The following is a 15619-nucleotide window of genomic DNA, read 5'->3' as shown; positions in this document are numbered from 1 at the left end:
CTCAGGAGACTTTTTATGCGTTTGATAAAGCAACTTCTTGCCTTGGCCGTACTAGTGCCGGGTTTGGCGTTCGCGCAGGCACCGATCAAAGTCGGCATCGCGAATGATTTGTCCGGTCCTTTCGCCGCAATCGGAGCGGAGGCGCGCGATGGTTTTAATCTCGCGATCAAAGAGTTGGGTGGCAAGCTCGGTGGGAAACCAGCAGAGTTTTTGCAGACGGATATGGGCGGCAATCCTGATCAAGCGCGTCAGCTTGTTAATCGTTATATTCAGCGTGACAAGATTGATTTCTTTACCGGCCCGATCGGATCGAATGTGGCTTTAGCAGTCGGCCCCACCTTGTTTGCCGCCAAGATCCCTTATCTTTCCAATAACCCCGGTCCCAGCCAGTTTGCGGGTGCGCAGTGTAATGACTACTGGTTCGGCGTGTCCTACCAAAACGATGCTTTTCACGAGGCAGCAGGCAAGGTCGCCGCTGACCGTGGTTTTAAGAATATGGTGATCATGGCCCCGGATTATCCGGCTGGCAAGGACGCTCTAAATGGTTTTAAGCGTGGCTACAAAGCAGCGGTGAGTCAAGAGGTCTACACCAAGCTTGGACAGATCGATTATGCGGCTGAGTTGGCGCAACTCCGTGACGCTAAGCCAGAGGCGGTCTACATCTTTTTGCCGGGCGGTATGGGTATTAACTTTATCAAGCAGTTTGTCTCTGCAGGTCTGAACAAGAGCATCAAGCTGGTTGGTCCTGGCTTTTCAGGCGATGAAGATGTCATCCGTGCCGTAGGCGAGCCCATGCTTGGCATGTTTAATACGGCCCAGTGGGCCCATGATCTGGACAATGCTCAAAACAAAAAATTTGTCGCAGCCTTCCGCAAGGAGTACAACAATCGCACACCTGCCGTCTATGCGGCCCAGGCTTACGACGTGATCATGGCGATTGATGCCGCTGTCAAAGCAACCAATGGCAACGTGGCGGATCGTCCGGCGGTCTTGGCTGCGCTTAAAAAGGCAGACTTCGCTTCAGTGCGCGGACCGTTCACGTATGGCATCAACAACTTCCCCATCCAGCCTTATTACCTGCGTGTCATTGAAAAGAACGCAGACGGTCAGGTCACCAATAAGTTGGTGGGCAAGGTGTTTGACTCCTATCAGGACGTCTACGTGGGTCAATGCAAGAAATAACATGAGTTCGACGCTGATCGCCGAGCAGTTACTCAATGGACTGCAATTCGGCCTGATGTTGTTTTTGATTGCAGCGGGCCTGACGTTGGTGTTCGGGATTCTCGATATCCTGAACGTGGCGCATGGTTCGCTGTATATGGCGGGCGCTTATGTTGCTGCTCAAACCATGCAGGTCACACAGTCTTTTGTCGCCGCGGTGGTGGTCGCGGCCGTGGTGACAGGGCTCGTGGGCTTGGTGCTTGAGCTTGTCTTGATCAGAAAGCTTGTCATCCGCGATCACCTGGCTCAAGTGCTCGGCACGTTCGCGGTGATTTTGATTGCCAATGACGTGATCAAGATGATCTGGGGACCTGCCCCGATGATGATGAGCATGCCACCTGCGCTATCGGGACCTGTTCAACTGACGTCAGAGCTGCTGTACCCGGCGTATCGGCTGTTGATCATTGCGGTGGGCTTGGCGGCGGCCTTGGGTCTTTATTTATTTGTGACGCGCACGAGAGCCGGCGTACTCGTACGCGCGGGGGCGTCCAACCGACAGATGGCCACCTTGATGGGCGTGCGCGTACCACTGTTGTTTCTGGGGGTCTTTGTGCTGGGTGCGATGCTGGCCGCGCTTGCGGGTGCTTTGCTCGGGCCTGTGACGGCGATTCAGACAGGGATGGGCGAGCAAATTCTGATTTTGGTGCTGGTGTGCATCGTCATCGGCGGGATTGGTTCAATGCGAGGTGCGTTTGTGGGTGCTTTGCTGGTGGGCTTTGTGGACACGGCAGGGCGCGCCTTTTTACCCTCATTGTTAAAGATTTTTTTCTCGCCTGCCGTCGCCTCTAGCGTGGGTCCGACGTTGGCGGCATTATCTATTTATATCCTGATGGCGGTGGTGTTGGTGTTCCGACCTTCAGGATTGTTTCCGGCGCGCGGTTGATGATGCGCAAGTTTTTCACTGCGACCAATATGTCTGTGCTGGGCTTAGCCTTGCTATTGTTGTTCCCGCTTGTCGCGCCTGTGCTTAATCTTGATTTTTATGTTTCGTTTGTCCGGCGTGTCTTGATTTTTGCTTTGGCCGCGACGAGTTTGAATTTTATTTTGGGTTACGGAGGTATGGTCGCGCTGGGTCATGCGGCATTTTTTGGTGCTGGCGCCTATGTCGTCGCGATGCTCTCCGTCCAAGGCGTCTCGCAAGCCTTGATAGCCTGGCCTGTTGCGATGTTAGTCGCGGGTGCCTTAGCGCTTGTCATCGGCTTTATTTCCTTGCGCACGCGTGGCGTGTATTTCATCATGATCACGCTGGCCTTTGCCCAAATGGTGTTTTATCTGTTCATTTCGCTGCGGCAGTATGGAGGCGAGGATGGCATCAACGTAGCAGGCCCCAGCGTTTTGCCCGGCCTCAATCTTGCGAACGATCGAACATTTTATTATGTCGTGCTGGTGGTGGTGCTGGCCTGTTTGTGGTGGCTCAATCGTCTCATCCAAGCCCGCTTTGGTCAGGCCTTGCAGGGCATTCGAGAAAACGAGTCTCGAATGGAGGCTTTGGGCTATCCGGTTTTTCGAATCAAGCTGCTGGCCTTCGTCATCGCAGGCGTGATGGCTGGGCTCGCAGGTGCACTATTGGCCAGTCACAATCAGTTTGTCTCTCCAAGCCTGATGCACTGGACGGCTTCGGCCAATCTCATCATTATGGTGATTGTCGGAGGCATTGGTTTGCGCTATGGCGGACTTGTGGGGGCCGCGGTGATGCTGTGGCTCGAGGAAGTGCTGCGCTTGTATACAGACTATTGGCACTTGCCTTTGGGCGTGCTGTTGCTTGCGATTGTGTTGTTTGCGCCGAGAGGGTTGGCGGGGATGTTTAAACGGGGCGCTGCGCGATGAGTGCTCTTGTGTCTAACGCCGTGTTGGAGGCGCAACAGTTGAGCAAGCGTTATGGCGCGCTGGTCGCATGCGATCAGGTTTCGCTGTCTTTGTTGCCTGGTGAGATTCATGCTCTGATTGGACCCAATGGCGCGGGCAAGTCTACGCTGATTCATTTGCTGTCAGGCTCGGTTGCCGCAGATAGTGGTCGTCTTGCGCTTCAGGGGCATGACGTCACGCGCGCGAGTTTGCACCAGCGGGTAGCAGCGGGTTTGTCGCGTTCTTATCAGATCACCAATATTTTCAAACAGTTCAGTGTGTATGAAAATTTGTTGCTCGCAGTGCAAGCGTGTTCGGGCAGCAGCTTTAGTTTCTGGCGTCCCCGCGCGCAGGATAAGGCCTTGTATGAGGCTGCGGAGTCTTTGGCGCGCGATTGTGCGATCGCGCCCGCTGTATGGCATGTTGCTGCCGGAACGTTGCCGCATGGAGAGCAACGCAAACTAGAGTTTGCCTTGGCCTTAGCTTCTAAGCCATCCGTGCTATTACTTGATGAACCGATGGCTGGCATGGGGCCGGATGAAACCATTAAGCTGACCGAGTTGATTGCCTCGATGCGCGGACGCACCACGATGTTACTGGTCGAGCATGATATGCAGGCGGTTTTTCGGCTTGCGGATCGTATCTCTGTCTTGGTCTATGGTCGTATGATCGCAACCGGCACACCCGAGGAAATCCGCAATCATGCTGGCGTGCGAGAAGCGTATCTGGGTGAGGAGCAGACTTGATGTTGCACGCCCATCACATACAAAGCGGATACGGCCAGAGCCAGGTGTTGTTCGATGTCTCGCTTGAGATCCAGCGTGGCGAGGTCGTGGCCTTGTTAGGGCGCAACGGCATGGGTAAAAGTACGCTAGTCCGGACGTTGTTTGGTCTACTGCCCTTGACAGCAGGCACCCTGAGTTTTGAGGGGGAGAGTATTGCGGGCTGGGCGTCTGATCGCATCGCGCGCTTGGGTTTGGCAATCGTGCCCGAAGGGCGGCAGTGTTTTCCCAATCTGACAGTCCGAGAGCACCTCGCGGCGTTTGCCGCGCACCGCAATCCCGAGATCACTGAGCCTTGGGATGTTGAGAAGGTCTTTGAAATCTTTCCTCGTTTGCGCGAGCGGGCACGCAATATGGGTAATCAACTGTCCGGTGGCGAACAACAAATGCTAGCGATTGGACGAGCGTTAGTGACCAATCCCAAACTGCTCGTGCTGGATGAAGCGACTGAGGGACTTGCTCCTCTTGTGCGTGAAGAAATCTGGCAATGTCTTGCGCGTTTACGCGAAAGCGGACAGACTATTCTCGTGATCGACAAGTATGTCGAACGCTTATTAAAGCTGGCCGATCGGCATGTGATTTTGGAGCGGGGCGCGGTGGTGTGGCAAGGTAGCTCCGCTGAGCTGGATACCCAGCGGAATCTGTGGACACGTTATCTGGGCGTTTAGCCTTTGGCTAAGCGCGCAAACACTTTGTCGGCAGCGGCGATTGTCGCGCTAATCACGCTGTCATCATGCGTCGAGGAAACAAAGCCGGCCTCATAGGCTGACGGAGCAAAATACACCCCTTCGTCTAGCATGGCATGAAAGAACACCTTGAACATGTCGATATTGCTGGCGGACACTGCGGCCAGTGTGGTCGGGATATCGTTTGAGAAATACAAACCGAACATGCCACCCTCGCTGTCCGCGCTAAACGCGATGCCATGCGCATGCGCGCGCTCGGTGAGTCCTTTGGTGAGCGCGCGTGTTTGTTTGTCAAGCGCTTCGTAAAAGCCTGGTTTAGACAACAGCTTGAGGGTGGTGATGCCAGCGGCGACCGCGACAGGATTGCCCGACAAGGTGCCAGCCTGATAGACACCACCTAGAGGGGCGATATTTTTCATGACCTCGGTACTGCCGCCAAAGGCTCCGATCGGCATGCCGCCACCGATGACCTTGGCCAAGGTGGTGATGTCGGGCTTGATCCCGGTTAGGCCTTGAACGCCCTGAGGGCCAACGCGGAAACCTGTCATGACCTCATCGAAAATCAACAAGGCGCTGTGTGCCGTGCATTCGCTGCGTAAGGTTTCAAGAAAGCCTGCGATTGGCTTGACCATGTTCATGTTGCCCGCAATTGGCTCAACGATGACACAGGCGATCTCTTTGCCATGCTGTTTAAACGCAGCTTTGACACCCTCGATATCGTTGTAGTCGAGCACGATGGTGTGCGCCACAAACTCTGGGGGGACGCCCGCAGAGGTGGGGTTGCCAAACGTCAAGAGTCCTGAGCCCGCTTTGACCAACAGGCTATCCGCATGGCCGTGGTAACAGCCTTCGAATTTGATGATTTTGTTGCGACCCGTCGCACCACGTGCAAGACGGATCGCTGTCATCGTGGCCTCTGTACCAGAGCTCACCAAACGAACCTGTTCAAGAGAGGGCATACGCTCAATCAGCATTTCCGCGATGATGACCTCAGTCTCTGTTGGGGCGCCATAGGACAAGCCGTGCACGGCGGCATCCTGGACCGCCTTGACCACCTCGGGATGTGCGTGACCAAGAATAGCCGGACCCCATGAGCCGATGTAGTCAATGTAGCGTTTGTCATCGGCATCCCAAAAATAGGGTCCTTGAGCGCGCGCGACAAAGCGCGGTGTGCCGCCGACTGAACGGAAGGCCCGAACGGGAGAGTTGACGCCACCGGGGATGCTGCGACAGGCGCGTTCGAAAAGTTCAACGTTGCGTGACATAAAAAATACTCCGTTCAAACAGGAAGAGAGGATATAGAAAGAGGTGAAGCGGGTGGCATCTGCGTAAACGGCGCTGATAAAGCGCGCGCTGCGGCTTCAATATCGGGCGCCAAGAATAGGCTGCCGACGACGGCGATCGTATCTGCACCGGCGTTCGCTAAAGTGGGGGCTTGAGCGATGCCGATACCCCCGATCGCAACGACGGCGGGCCGAGGCTCGCCCAAAGCTTGGCAAAGTGCTTGCCCCTCGGACAGCACGCTCAGTGGCGCTGTCGGAGCGTGTGGTTTGGTGGAAGAGGCATACATGGCACCAAAGGCGATATAGGCAACTTTTAGCGCGAGTAAGCGTTGGGCGCGTTGCGGATCGGCATAACAGGAGACACCCAGAAGCATCTCAGGGCCGATTTCGCGGCGAACAAGCGCCGGATCGTCATCATGCTGACCCACGTGCACGCCATGGGCGCCCAGCTCAAGCGCAAGGCGCCAGTCATCATTGATCAGAAACACCAGGCCGAGTTCGTTGCAAACCGGGAGTAAGGTCTGCGCCAAATGGCGGCGCAGTGCAGGCTCAGCGGTTTTGTGACGAAGCTGCAAGGCCTTCATGCCACCGCGTGCAGCGGCGCGTACCGCGAGCTCGAGGCGGGCGGCATCATCCCAGTCTGGGGTGACGCCATAAAGGCCAGTGGGAAACTTAAGATTCGGTTGCATCAGAGAACAAGGACCCATTAAGGAGCGATCGGTATACGTCGGGCGATCAGGTGCCCCATGCCCGGTTGAAAAGACTGTAACAGGGCTTGCCCCGCATGGGCGCAGGCCTGCTCTGCAGCGTTGGGGACGCTTAATCCGCGCGCCAGCAGGCAGGCGAGCGCCGTGGCGATCAGGCCACCTGAGTCGCGGGTCCGCTCTGAAAAGACCGGGCTTGGCCAGGCGATCGTTTCACTTTCAGGTCCAGTGAGCACGTGAGCCTGATGGCCTGGGCGCTGTTTGACCCCAGTCACAAGCACCCACTGGGCACCAATGGCTTGAAGCGCTTGGGCGCCTCCGGTGTGTCCGGAGGCCTCCATGACCTCGTCGCTAATCCATTGGGTCAGTCGGCGTGCTTCAATGACGACAATATGGGCCTGCGGTACAAGCAGCTCAATGACGGCGCCAATCAAGTCGTCAACCTCGTCCTCTTCTTCGGCGGGGGTCTCGGTGTCGATTTCCTGTGCGCCGAGGTGTAAAACCAGAGGGATTTGGCTGTAATCCGCAGCGATTTGTGCGACAGCGCTGACGGCAGCCACCGAGGAAAGTGCGCCGACTTTGATCGCTTGAACAGGGATATCCTCTAGGACGCAGCGCGCCTGGTCATCGATTTGCTCGGCGGAACAGGGGAAAACGGACTCGCTTTTGGCACTGTCTTGGATCGTAATGGCTGTCAGGGTAGAGACGGCGTGCCCACCGAGTGCGGCACAGGTGATCGCGTCCGCGGGCAAGCCATCCGAACCGGTCGGGTCAAAAGGGCCGAAAAGAAGAGTCACGGGTGTTGCGATGGGTTGATTCATGTCAAAAAGACAAGCGATGTGTAGGCACGCATGGATAGGTTTGGTTAAGATTGACCCCATTGTAAGAGATGACCCGTTTTACCTGTCTTTTTCCTTGAGGACAGACGGGTTCCACTAAAAGAGAGAAAGATGCGTACTTGGATGTGTTTGATTTGTGGTTGGATTTACGACGAAGAAACGGGCGTACCCGAAGAGGGGATTCCTGCCGGCACGCGCTGGGAGGATGTTCCGCCAAACTGGGTTTGCCCCGAATGTGGCGCGCGCAAAGAAGATTTTGAACTGATGGAAATCTAGTCCGCGCCTATGGACGTATCGCAACGCGCTGCCGAGACTGTGACCGACTTGTCGAATCAATTTTTGATGGCGATGCCGGGCATGGTGTCGGGTGATTTGGCGGGGACGGTTATTTATTTGTGTGAGCACAGTCCAAAAGGCGCCTTAGGTCTTGTGATCAATCGGCCGACGGATTTGAGTGTCGCTGGCTTGCTTGAAAAAATTGACCTCAAGCTCGAAATCGCCCCTGGACAATGTGCTGAGCAACATCCGGCACATCTGCCAGTGGTATTTTTCGGTGGTCCGGTGCAGACCGATCGCGGTTTTGTACTGCATTCGCCCGCAGGTGATTACAGTTCAAGCATCAAGTTCGGACGCATGGCCCTGACGACCTCGCGCGACGTGTTGGAAGCGGTCGCCCAAGGTCACGGACCACAACAAATATTGGTCACGCTAGGCTATGCAGGATGGGGCGCAGGTCAGCTCGAAAATGAGTTGGCTCAAAATGCCTGGCTGAGCGTTGCTGCGCAAGAATATATTATTTTCGATACGCCACCCAAGGATCGCTACCCCGCAGCACTTAAGTTGCTTGGCATCGATCCCGTTATGCTGATGGGTGCGGCAGGGCATGCCTGAAGAAACCTTGCTAGCCTTTGACTATGGCGCTAAAAAATGTGGCGTCGCGATGGGTAATACCTTACTCAAACAAGCCCGTCCTCTGGATATTATTTTGGAAGCGACGCGCGACGGACGTTTCAAGCGGATCGAGGCTTTGCTCAAGCGCTGGCAACCTGAAAGACTGGTTGTAGGATTGGCGCTGGCGACGGATGGTGACGAACAATATGCCAGTCAACATTGTCGTCGCTTCGCGCGTCAACTCGAAGGGCGGTTTGGTTTGCCTGTTGTGTTGGTTGACGAGCGCGGCTCGAGCGTTGAAGCTCAAAAAATCACCGGGAATGAGCTTGACGATGCGGTCGCTGCGGCGATCATTTTGCAGCGTTATTTTGATGCGTTGACTTAAATGATTCCGGGCTAAATGAACGCATGCGCAACCCCCAACTAAACCCACGTGGTGCGCTCACACATCTGCTCACAACCGAAGGGGTGTCGCGGATAATACTGACGCGCATTCTCGATGCGACTGAGTTGTTTTTCACTCCAACAGAAAGTGAAATTAAAAAAATACCGCTCCTTCAAGGAAAAAAAGTACTGAGCTTGGTGGATCAAGATATCGCTGCTCAGGCGCCAGCCGTCATGCGCGGATTTGAGCGCGCGGCGCAGAGTTTATCCGCAGAGTGGTGCGGTATCCAAACATTGCCAAGCACCTCGAAATCTTTTCTGGCCAGTCTTGATGCGGATATTATTGTCTTGCGCACCCAAGCCAGTGGCGCGCCTTATTTAATTGCACAACATGTTGGACCGCATGTTCATATCATCAATGCGGGGGACGGCAGCCATGCTGATCCGACGCGCGCCTTGATGGATATGTACACGATTCGTCGCGTTAAAAAAGACTTTGCGCATCTCACTGTGGTGCTGGTGGGAGCCGTATTACATTCGCGTCAAGCGCGTTCCTGTATTCATGCGCTCACAACCTTGTGCGTCGCCGAAGTTCGCGTGGTCGCACCCTTGACGTTGTTGCCCGAGGGGCTTGCGCAACTGGGTGTGCGTGCATATACGGATTTGGCGCAGGGGCTACATAACGCTGACGTTGTCATCATGCTGGAACACGAGCCTTGCGAGACTGACCATACCTACATCCCTTCGGTTCAAGAATATGTCAAATGCTATGGGCTGACAGAGGAAACACTAGCTGCTGCCCAAGACGATTGTTTGGTTCTTGGTGTGCAAGCTCAAGGTATCGAGCAAGAGGCTGCAGGTCTTGCGGTGCGCATGGCGGTGATGAGTTTTGTTGCGGGGGTATCGGCATGAGGCTACATATTCAGCAGGGTCGAGTCATTGATCCTGCCAATGGCCTTGATGCGTATGCGGATGTCTGTATTGCCGAGGGCATGATTGTCTCAGTGGGGGCGGTTCCGGAGGGCTTTGTTGCAGAAAGAGTGCTTAATGCATCTGGCATGCTTGTGCTACCCGGCTTAGTGGATCTGTCTGCCCGTGTAGGGCAGTCGGGCGATGCCTCTACTGCCGCCTTGGCCGGGGGCGTGACAAGTCTCGTGCAGCCACCGGAGATGCTGCTAAATCATGCGCTCGAGTCACAGGCCAAGGTTTACCCCCTAGGTGCGCTGACGGTAGATTTGAACGGCCAGGCTTTGACGGAAATGGTGAGGCTTTCCCAAGCGGGTTGTGTGGGGTTTTCACAGGGCGATAAGCCCGTGCAAGATACTGCGGTGCTTTTACGTGCGATGCAATATGCGAAATCGTTTGACTGTGCGGTGTGGTTGCGGCCTCAAGACGCATGGCTGTCGCGGGGCGGTGTCGTTGCGAACGGGGCGTATGCGTCGCGTCTGGGTTTAGCGGCGATTACTGTCGAGGCCGAGACCATTGCATTGCAGACCTTGCTGTCGTTACAGCGCATCACTGAAGTGCGCATGCATCTTTGTCGTTTGTCGAGTGCCGAGGCGATCAACATGGTGCGCGCAGCGAAAAAAGAAGGGCGGCCTATCACCTGTGATGTGGCGGCCAATCATGTGCATCTTACCGATATCGATATCGGTTATTACGACAGTCTTTTTCGGCTTGACCCTCCCTTGCGGGGTCAGCGTGATCGCGACGCGATTCGACTTGGACTGTTGGATGGCACGATTGATGCAGTGTGCTCGGATCACACCCCACTGACGGACTTGGATAAAAATCTGAATTTTGTCGATGCGGTACCAGGCGCCATGGGTTTGGAGTTGTTGCTTTCACTGATGCTAAAGTGGGCACAAGAGGCACGTGTACCCTTGCTAGACGCGCTCAAACTGGTCACGCATGCTCCGGGTCAAGTATTGGGTCAAAGTGCCAGATGGACCGTTTCGCCGGGTAGTCTCACTGTAGGCGCGCCTGCGGATGTATGCGTCGTGGATCCAGAGGAATATTGGTTAGTATGCCGTGAAAATATTCACAGTGTTAGTCAATGCACGCCCTTTCTAGGTCGTGAGTTGCCTGGGCGTGTGGTTTTAACGGTCATGCGCGGTGATCTTGTTTGGGAGCGATCTCGTTGAAAGTCTTGCGTTTCCTTTTAAGGACCACGGTGGTATTGATGTGGGTGTTTTGTGGGTTGTTGACGCTCGTATTGATATTTCCGCTGGCTGGGCACAAAGGTCGGTTAGCGCTCAAGCGCAGTTGGTCTGGTGTGTTGCTCTTGTTGTGTGGTGTGCGAGTGTCGTATTCAGGTGAGCCTCTGCGCGAGGGACCTGCACTTTGGGTGATCAATCATGTGTCCTGGCTTGATATTTTTGCGATCAATCATGCACGCGCCGCAGTGTTTATTGCCAAGAGTGAAATCCGACGCTGGCCTGTGTTAGGTTGGTTAGTGGCCGGAGCGGATACGATTTTTATCGAACGCGCTTCGCGCCATGCCGTGCAAAAAGTTGCCCGTGCGATGCAGGATACATTTGAGCGTGGCCAAGTGGTAGGCTTGTTTCCCGAGGGCACGACGTCACAAGGTTACGATTTGTTGCCTTTTTATGCCAATCTTTTTGAGCCTGCTCGGCGTGCAAATGTCCCGATACAGCCCGTGGCCTTGTTATTTTTTCATCACAATAAACGCAGTGATTTCGCGGCCTTTGTGGGCGATCAAAATCTACTGCAAAACTTATGGACGGTCTTGGGTGGAACAGGTATCAGGATTGAGGTGGCGTTTTTAGCGCCGCTCTGGATGCCAAATGGCGAACCCGCACCAGCGCGTGCAGCGCTCGGCGCGCGTGCTCACCAGGTCATCAAGGAAGTGGTGTTGAGGCGCTAGGGCCCTACACCAGTGTCCTGTGCTCGGGGTCAGTCGATTAGCAGCTTTGGCAACGAGGGTGTGCACGCAGGCGGGAATAAACGCCGAGAGCGTTATTCGCAAAAATCTTCTTTTTCTGCGTACTATCCGCCGAAGGGGAAGCGTCAATATAGCGACGTGTGTCGTCAAAATAAAAGTTGGTGAGCGGATCAATGCCTTGCACCGCACCGACTGTTTCTGACGCGAACAAAATGTTTTTGTTGGGGACGACACGCAGCAATAGATCAATACCAGGCTGATGGTACACGCACGTATCAAAAAATACGTTATTCAGCACTTTTTCCTCCAGCGAGGAGATGCCCATGTCAAGCGCCATGCCGCGATAACGACCCCAGTGATAGGGTGCTGCACCACCACCGTGAGGAATAATGAACTTGAGGGTCGGAAAGTCCTTGAAAATATCCGAGGTCATAAACTGCACAAAGGCGGTCGTGTCGCCATTGATGTAGTGGGTGGCGACCGCGTTGAAATGTGGATTGCAGGAGCCGCTGACATGGATCATGGCCGGAACATCGAGTTCGACCATTTTTTCGTACAAGGGATACCACCACTTTTTGTCCCACAACGGCGGGTCGGTCCAGCGTCCGCCTGTTGGATCGGGATTGATGTTGGCACCAATAAAACCAAACTCGTTCACGCAGCGCTCGAGTTCTTCGATGACGCGCCTACCGGGTTGCACGCCAGCCGCCTGAGGCAGTTGACATACGCCGATGAAATGATCCGGGTAGAGTTTGCAGACGCGATTGATCAATTCATTGTTGTAGCGCGCCCAGACGACATTGGTATCCTCGTTGCCCATGTGGTGGTCCATCGCGACCGCTTTAGGCGAGAAAATCGTCATGTCGATGCCACGCTCTTTCATGATGCGCAACTGATTATTATCGATACCATGACGGATTTCGTCGTCGGAGACGGCGGGTGGTGGGGCCGTCGGGGCTAGACCTGTTCGCTGAAACTCGGCGATCTGGTCGGCGCGAAACTTGGCGACTTGGGGTGGGGTGGTCGTAAAGTGACCGTGGCAATCGATGATCATGTTTAAGCTCGGTAAACGATGAAAAAGAGCACTTTACACAATTTTTACGCGTTTGACGGACTTGTCCCTTAGGATAATATCTTGCGACACGATTGTTTATCTTTTGCCAAACAGGAAGCCTAAGCCATGTCCAGCCCCGTGAATCAGCAGACCCTAGACTGGATCGCTGTCTTAGAGCAGCGCGCGACGCGTCACGTCGTGACCGTAGGTGATCACCAGGTGGTTTGGCGGCAATTCGGTGAGGGATCGCCTTTGGTGCTGATCCATGGCGGGCATGGCAGTTGGTTGCATTGGGCTCGCAATATTGAAGTCCTTTCTAAAGATTTTTCTCTGTGGATCCCCAACTTGGCGGGCTATGGCGACTCGAGCGACCCCCGCTTTGATGACTTTTCAACCATGGTCGATGTCACCGCAGAATGTCTGACGCAACTCTTTGGCTGCGGCACCCCTTTCGATCTGGCGGGTTTTTCTTTTGGGGGACTCGTGTCTGCTAATTTAGCGGCCAAGGGCCTGCCGGTTCGCCGTTTGGCGTTGCTCGGCCCCGGTGGCCATGGTGGTCCGCGCCGAGAACGCGGCATGCTCATCAACTGGAAGCGCGCAGAGACGCACGAAGAGCTGATTGAGGCGATGCGCTTTAACTTGTGGGCGCACATGATTTACGCTGAGGCGCACATCGATGCTTTTGCGATGGGGATCCATACCTATTCGTGTATCAACACCCGCTTTCGGAGTCGAGGTATCTCGGGGCGCGGCTTGTTGGGCTCAGCCCTTGATGCATACAGCGGAGAGACGTTGATTATTTGGGGGGAGCATGACATCACCTGCACCCCAGAGTATCTGATGACGCACATGATCAACGGGCATGCGAGACGCCAAGGCTTGATTTTGCCCGAAGTCGGTCATTGGGTGAATTACGAAGCAGTCGAGCCCATCAATGTTTTGCTAAAAGACTGGTTCAAAGTAGGTAGGATTGCGCAGGGGCTATAGCCCCCCCCCTCTCAGTCCTCGTGCGGGTCGAGCATTTGCGCGCAGGGGACTTGGATCACGGCATGGTCTTGTAGGCGCACCGCAGTGAGATGGCCGCCCCACAGACAACCGCTATCGAGACAAATCACATCGCTGTCGAGTTTGAGGCCGAGCGTGGACCAATGCCCAAAGACGACGGTCACGTCACGCGTTGCGCGCTTGGGTAAGCTAAACCATGGGATGAGATCTATGTCATCTGGCGCGGGCTCGATTTTGACATTGAGATGCATTCGGCCTTGTTTGTCACAAAAACGCACGCGCGTGAGTGCGTTGATGATCACGCGTAAACGATCTGGTCCTTTGAGACGCTCATCCCAGTGATCTGGCGTGTTGCCATACATCAGTTGTAAATGCTTTTTCCAATCTGCGCTTTGAAGCGCGGCCTCGACTTCGCTCGCAAGTTCGAGCGTGTGTTCGGCATCCCATTCTGGCAGCACGCCCGCATGAACGAGTAAGTGACCATAGGCGTAATGCGCTAATGGCTGATGACGCAGCCAGTCAATGATGGCTTGCGCATCGGGTGCGGCGAGGACCTCGTCCAAGGTGTCCTTTTTACCGTTCTTTCGTACCCCAGCGGCCATCGCTAATAGGTGTAGGTCGTGATTACCTAACACCACCGTCGCACGATCACCCAAGGACATGATCCGACGCAGAGTCGCCAGCGATTGTGGACCACGGTTGACCAGATCACCCGCAAACCAAAAGTGCGCGTCGACATCCTCTTGGATATCGGGCTGAGATAACAAGGTATCAAGAGAGCCGCAGCAACCTTGAATATCTCCGATCATCCAGATGCTAGACATACTCATATGGCTGATTTCTTCCAAAAGGAGCGTGTGCGTTGACGGTTCGCGATGGCATTACGATTTTCCATTGTAAAGACCGCAGTGAGCGCGAGAATCATCGCGCAGATATTAGGCAGTAGTGCGGTGACGACGGGCGACCATTGATAAAGCAAACTGACATTGAGTGCGAGTTGGTTAATCATGAAAAAACCAGTGCCCAGCAAAATCCCGAGAAACACCTTGGCGCCTACACCCCCTCGACGTGTTTGCATAAAACTGATCGGCGCTGCGATCGTCAGCATCACTAAAAGAGTGAAAGGATAGGCGAGTTTGCGCCACATGGCGACGATTTGACGATCGGCTTGAAGTTGGTTGCGGTTGAGGTATTCGATATAGTCCTGAAGCGCGAAAAAAGACATGCGTTCTGGTGTCAAAATCCGGGCGATCAAGCGTCCTGCTGTGAGGGATGTGTCAAAGCTGCGCTCGGCCGACTGCGTGATGGTCACAGAAGGCGTCTTAGACACCTGGGCATCGATAAGCGTTTGTTCGAGCGAGGGTGCAATATGATTCTCTGTGACTATTTGCATCACAAGTTTGCCATCGACAAAACGACCGGCTTCGGATTGTGCAACGAGTGAGAGCGTCCGGCCATCGGGAAACTCGTAGACGCGCAGATTGGCGACGTTGCCAGAGGAGAGCAAGTTGCCGACGTTGATGATGCGGGTGCCGCCGTTGGGCGTAGGCTCCTTAAACCAGTAGCCACTCGCTAGACGTCCGCCCTCGACTTTACCGCGCATAAGCAAGTTGGTTTCGCTACTTTTAATTTCAGCCATCGGAGTTAAAAATTCAGACAAAATGAGAGCGCCGAAAATAATCGGTAGGGATACAGTCCAGAGCATTTTTAAAAGGCCAAAGCCACTGACGCCAGAGACGCGCAAGATGACGAGTTCGTTGCGCTGAGCCAAACCTGATAGCGCCAAAATCGCGCCAATCAGCACGCCAATCGGCAGTAGATCGTAGAGGCGTGTAGGGGCAGACAGCAGCTGCAAATAAAACAGCGCAGTGAGCGGAAACTTGTCACCGACCGTGTCAAGCTCGTCAACGAGCGTAAAAAAAGTAAAAAGTCCGAGCAGGGCGATCAACACCACGGAGGTGGAGCGATAAATTTCTCGGGCAAGATAACGTCGGGCAGTTCGCATAAGTCTAAGTGTAAT

18 protein-coding genes are annotated in these 15619 nt (G+C 54.7%); 12 read left to right on the top strand and 6 right to left on the bottom strand.

Annotation, left to right across the window (positions count from 1 at the left end):
• Nucleotides 1-15 precede the first annotated feature (15 nt).
• The 5 genes from AC8GE9_RS15210 to AC8GE9_RS15190 are packed head-to-tail and all read left to right on the top strand — an operon-like array spanning nt 16 to nt 4516.
• Nucleotides 16-1182 (top strand): ABC transporter substrate-binding protein, encoded by a 1167-nt coding sequence (locus tag AC8GE9_RS15210; protein ID WP_506678008.1) that lies wholly within the window; start codon nt 16-18, stop codon nt 1180-1182.
• Between the two features lies 1 nt (nt 1183).
• Entirely contained in the window at nt 1184-2104 is a 921-nt protein-coding gene (locus tag AC8GE9_RS15205) for a branched-chain amino acid ABC transporter permease (protein WP_506678007.1), read from the top strand.
• Nucleotides 2105-2106: 2 nt separating this feature from the next.
• Nucleotides 2107-3048 carry a branched-chain amino acid ABC transporter permease gene (locus tag AC8GE9_RS15200; protein WP_506678088.1) on the top strand — a complete coding sequence of 314 codons (942 nt, stop codon included), beginning with the start codon at nt 2107-2109 and terminating at the stop codon, nt 3046-3048.
• Nucleotides 3045-3812: an ABC transporter ATP-binding protein gene (locus tag AC8GE9_RS15195; RefSeq protein WP_506678006.1), complete on the top strand. Its 768-nt coding sequence runs from the start codon at nt 3045-3047 to the stop codon at nt 3810-3812. Before AC8GE9_RS15200 ends, AC8GE9_RS15195 begins: the two co-directional genes overlap by 4 nt.
• Complete coding sequence (locus AC8GE9_RS15190) at nt 3812-4516, top strand: ABC transporter ATP-binding protein (RefSeq protein ID WP_506678005.1); 705 nt, start codon at nt 3812-3814, stop codon at nt 4514-4516. Before AC8GE9_RS15195 ends, AC8GE9_RS15190 begins: the two co-directional genes overlap by 1 nt.
• Here AC8GE9_RS15190 and hemL read toward each other — a convergent pair.
• Genes hemL through thiD form a run of 3 tightly spaced genes read right to left on the bottom strand, consistent with a single transcriptional unit; the run spans nt 4513 to nt 7342 of the window.
• Nucleotides 4513-5799: a glutamate-1-semialdehyde 2,1-aminomutase gene (gene hemL, locus AC8GE9_RS15185; RefSeq protein WP_506678004.1), complete on the bottom strand. Its 1287-nt coding sequence runs from the start codon at nt 5797-5799 to the stop codon at nt 4513-4515. The two genes, AC8GE9_RS15190 and hemL, sit on opposite strands and share 4 nt — an antisense overlap.
• A 14-nt stretch (nt 5800-5813) precedes the next feature.
• The gene (gene thiE, locus AC8GE9_RS15180) at nt 5814-6506 is read right to left on the bottom strand and encodes a thiamine phosphate synthase (protein ID WP_506678002.1); all 693 of its coding nucleotides are present in this window, start codon (nt 6504-6506) and stop codon (nt 5814-5816) included.
• A 17-nt stretch (nt 6507-6523) separates the two neighbouring features.
• Nucleotides 6524-7342, bottom strand: a complete 819-nt coding sequence (gene thiD / locus AC8GE9_RS15175) for a bifunctional hydroxymethylpyrimidine kinase/phosphomethylpyrimidine kinase (RefSeq protein WP_506678001.1) — start codon at nt 7340-7342, stop codon at nt 6524-6526.
• Nucleotides 7343-7471: 129 nt separating this feature from the next.
• Between thiD and AC8GE9_RS15170 the strand changes: the two genes are divergently transcribed.
• The 6 genes from AC8GE9_RS15170 to AC8GE9_RS15145 are packed head-to-tail and all read left to right on the top strand — an operon-like array spanning nt 7472 to nt 11522.
• Complete coding sequence (locus AC8GE9_RS15170) at nt 7472-7636, top strand: rubredoxin (RefSeq protein WP_028816113.1); 165 nt, start codon at nt 7472-7474, stop codon at nt 7634-7636.
• A gap of 9 nt (nt 7637-7645) precedes the next feature.
• The gene (locus tag AC8GE9_RS15165; protein ID WP_506678000.1) at nt 7646-8251 is read left to right on the top strand and encodes a YqgE/AlgH family protein; all 606 of its coding nucleotides are present in this window, start codon (nt 7646-7648) and stop codon (nt 8249-8251) included.
• Entirely contained in the window at nt 8244-8636 is a 393-nt protein-coding gene (ruvX, locus tag AC8GE9_RS15160; RefSeq protein ID WP_506677998.1) for a Holliday junction resolvase RuvX, read from the top strand. Before AC8GE9_RS15165 ends, ruvX begins: the two co-directional genes overlap by 8 nt.
• A gap of 23 nt (nt 8637-8659) precedes the next feature.
• Nucleotides 8660-9547, top strand: a complete 888-nt coding sequence (locus tag AC8GE9_RS15155; RefSeq protein ID WP_506677996.1) for an aspartate carbamoyltransferase — start codon at nt 8660-8662, stop codon at nt 9545-9547.
• A complete protein-coding gene (locus AC8GE9_RS15150; RefSeq protein ID WP_506677994.1) occupies nt 9544-10779 on the top strand; it encodes a dihydroorotase in 1236 nt (411 codons plus the stop codon). The genes AC8GE9_RS15155 and AC8GE9_RS15150 overlap by 4 nt, the downstream gene beginning before the upstream one ends.
• Nucleotides 10776-11522: a lysophospholipid acyltransferase family protein gene (locus AC8GE9_RS15145; RefSeq protein ID WP_506677993.1), complete on the top strand. Its 747-nt coding sequence runs from the start codon at nt 10776-10778 to the stop codon at nt 11520-11522. Before AC8GE9_RS15150 ends, AC8GE9_RS15145 begins: the two co-directional genes overlap by 4 nt.
• Before the next feature lie 37 nt (nt 11523-11559).
• Here the strand turns inward: AC8GE9_RS15145 and AC8GE9_RS15140 are convergent, their stop codons facing one another.
• Nucleotides 11560-12594, bottom strand: coding sequence for an amidohydrolase family protein (locus tag AC8GE9_RS15140; RefSeq protein ID WP_506677991.1), 1035 nt, complete (start codon nt 12592-12594; stop codon nt 11560-11562).
• Between the two features lie 126 nt (nt 12595-12720).
• Here AC8GE9_RS15140 and AC8GE9_RS15135 point away from each other — a divergent pair, with 126 nt between their 5' ends.
• Nucleotides 12721-13581, top strand: coding sequence for an alpha/beta fold hydrolase (locus tag AC8GE9_RS15135; RefSeq protein WP_506677989.1), 861 nt, complete (start codon nt 12721-12723; stop codon nt 13579-13581).
• 11 nt (nt 13582-13592) lie between these two features.
• Here AC8GE9_RS15135 and AC8GE9_RS15130 read toward each other — a convergent pair whose 3' ends face one another.
• On the bottom strand, nt 13593-14429 hold the full coding sequence (locus AC8GE9_RS15130; RefSeq protein ID WP_506677988.1) for a symmetrical bis(5'-nucleosyl)-tetraphosphatase: 837 nt from the start codon (nt 14427-14429) through the stop codon (nt 13593-13595).
• A complete protein-coding gene (gene lptG / locus AC8GE9_RS15125; RefSeq protein ID WP_506677987.1) occupies nt 14426-15604 on the bottom strand; it encodes an LPS export ABC transporter permease LptG in 1179 nt (392 codons plus the stop codon). The genes AC8GE9_RS15130 and lptG overlap by 4 nt, the downstream gene beginning before the upstream one ends.
• Nucleotides 15605-15619 lie beyond the last annotated feature (15 nt).

The sequence above is a fragment of the Zwartia lucis genome, assembly GCF_965234455.1.
GTDB classification, from domain to species: domain Bacteria; phylum Pseudomonadota; class Gammaproteobacteria; order Burkholderiales; family Burkholderiaceae_B; genus Zwartia; species Zwartia lucis.
The sequence above is the reverse complement of the archived record's forward strand: the minus strand, read 5'-3'. Positions and strand labels throughout refer to the sequence as shown.

Bases quoted from the DNA above. Each gene is read 5' to 3' on its own strand.
- AC8GE9_RS15165 (WP_506678000.1), top strand. From the start codon at position 7,646: ATGGACGTATCGCAACGCGCTGCCGAGACTGTGACCGACTTGTCGAAT.
- AC8GE9_RS15130 (WP_506677988.1), bottom strand. From the start codon at position 14,429: ATGAGTATGTCTAGCATCTGGATGATCGGAGATATTCAAGGTTGCTGC.
- AC8GE9_RS15195 (WP_506678006.1), top strand. From the start codon at position 3,045: ATGAGTGCTCTTGTGTCTAACGCCGTGTTGGAGGCGCAACAGTTGAGC.
- thiD (WP_506678001.1), bottom strand. From the start codon at position 7,342: ATGAATCAACCCATCGCAACACCCGTGACTCTTCTTTTCGGCCCTTTT.
- AC8GE9_RS15190 (WP_506678005.1), top strand. From the start codon at position 3,812: ATGTTGCACGCCCATCACATACAAAGCGGATACGGCCAGAGCCAGGTG.
- AC8GE9_RS15155 (WP_506677996.1), top strand. From the start codon at position 8,660: ATGCGCAACCCCCAACTAAACCCACGTGGTGCGCTCACACATCTGCTC.
- AC8GE9_RS15200 (WP_506678088.1), top strand. From the start codon at position 2,107: ATGCGCAAGTTTTTCACTGCGACCAATATGTCTGTGCTGGGCTTAGCC.
- AC8GE9_RS15140 (WP_506677991.1), bottom strand. From the start codon at position 12,594: ATGATCATCGATTGCCACGGTCACTTTACGACCACCCCACCCCAAGTC.
- AC8GE9_RS15210 (WP_506678008.1), top strand. From the start codon at position 16: ATGCGTTTGATAAAGCAACTTCTTGCCTTGGCCGTACTAGTGCCGGGT.
- AC8GE9_RS15205 (WP_506678007.1), top strand. From the start codon at position 1,184: ATGAGTTCGACGCTGATCGCCGAGCAGTTACTCAATGGACTGCAATTC.
- thiE (WP_506678002.1), bottom strand. From the start codon at position 6,506: ATGCAACCGAATCTTAAGTTTCCCACTGGCCTTTATGGCGTCACCCCA.
- ruvX (WP_506677998.1), top strand. From the start codon at position 8,244: ATGCCTGAAGAAACCTTGCTAGCCTTTGACTATGGCGCTAAAAAATGT.
- lptG (WP_506677987.1), bottom strand. From the start codon at position 15,604: ATGCGAACTGCCCGACGTTATCTTGCCCGAGAAATTTATCGCTCCACC.
- AC8GE9_RS15170 (WP_028816113.1), top strand. From the start codon at position 7,472: ATGCGTACTTGGATGTGTTTGATTTGTGGTTGGATTTACGACGAAGAA.
- AC8GE9_RS15150 (WP_506677994.1), top strand. From the start codon at position 9,544: ATGAGGCTACATATTCAGCAGGGTCGAGTCATTGATCCTGCCAATGGC.
- hemL (WP_506678004.1), bottom strand. From the start codon at position 5,799: ATGTCACGCAACGTTGAACTTTTCGAACGCGCCTGTCGCAGCATCCCC.
- AC8GE9_RS15135 (WP_506677989.1), top strand. From the start codon at position 12,721: ATGTCCAGCCCCGTGAATCAGCAGACCCTAGACTGGATCGCTGTCTTA.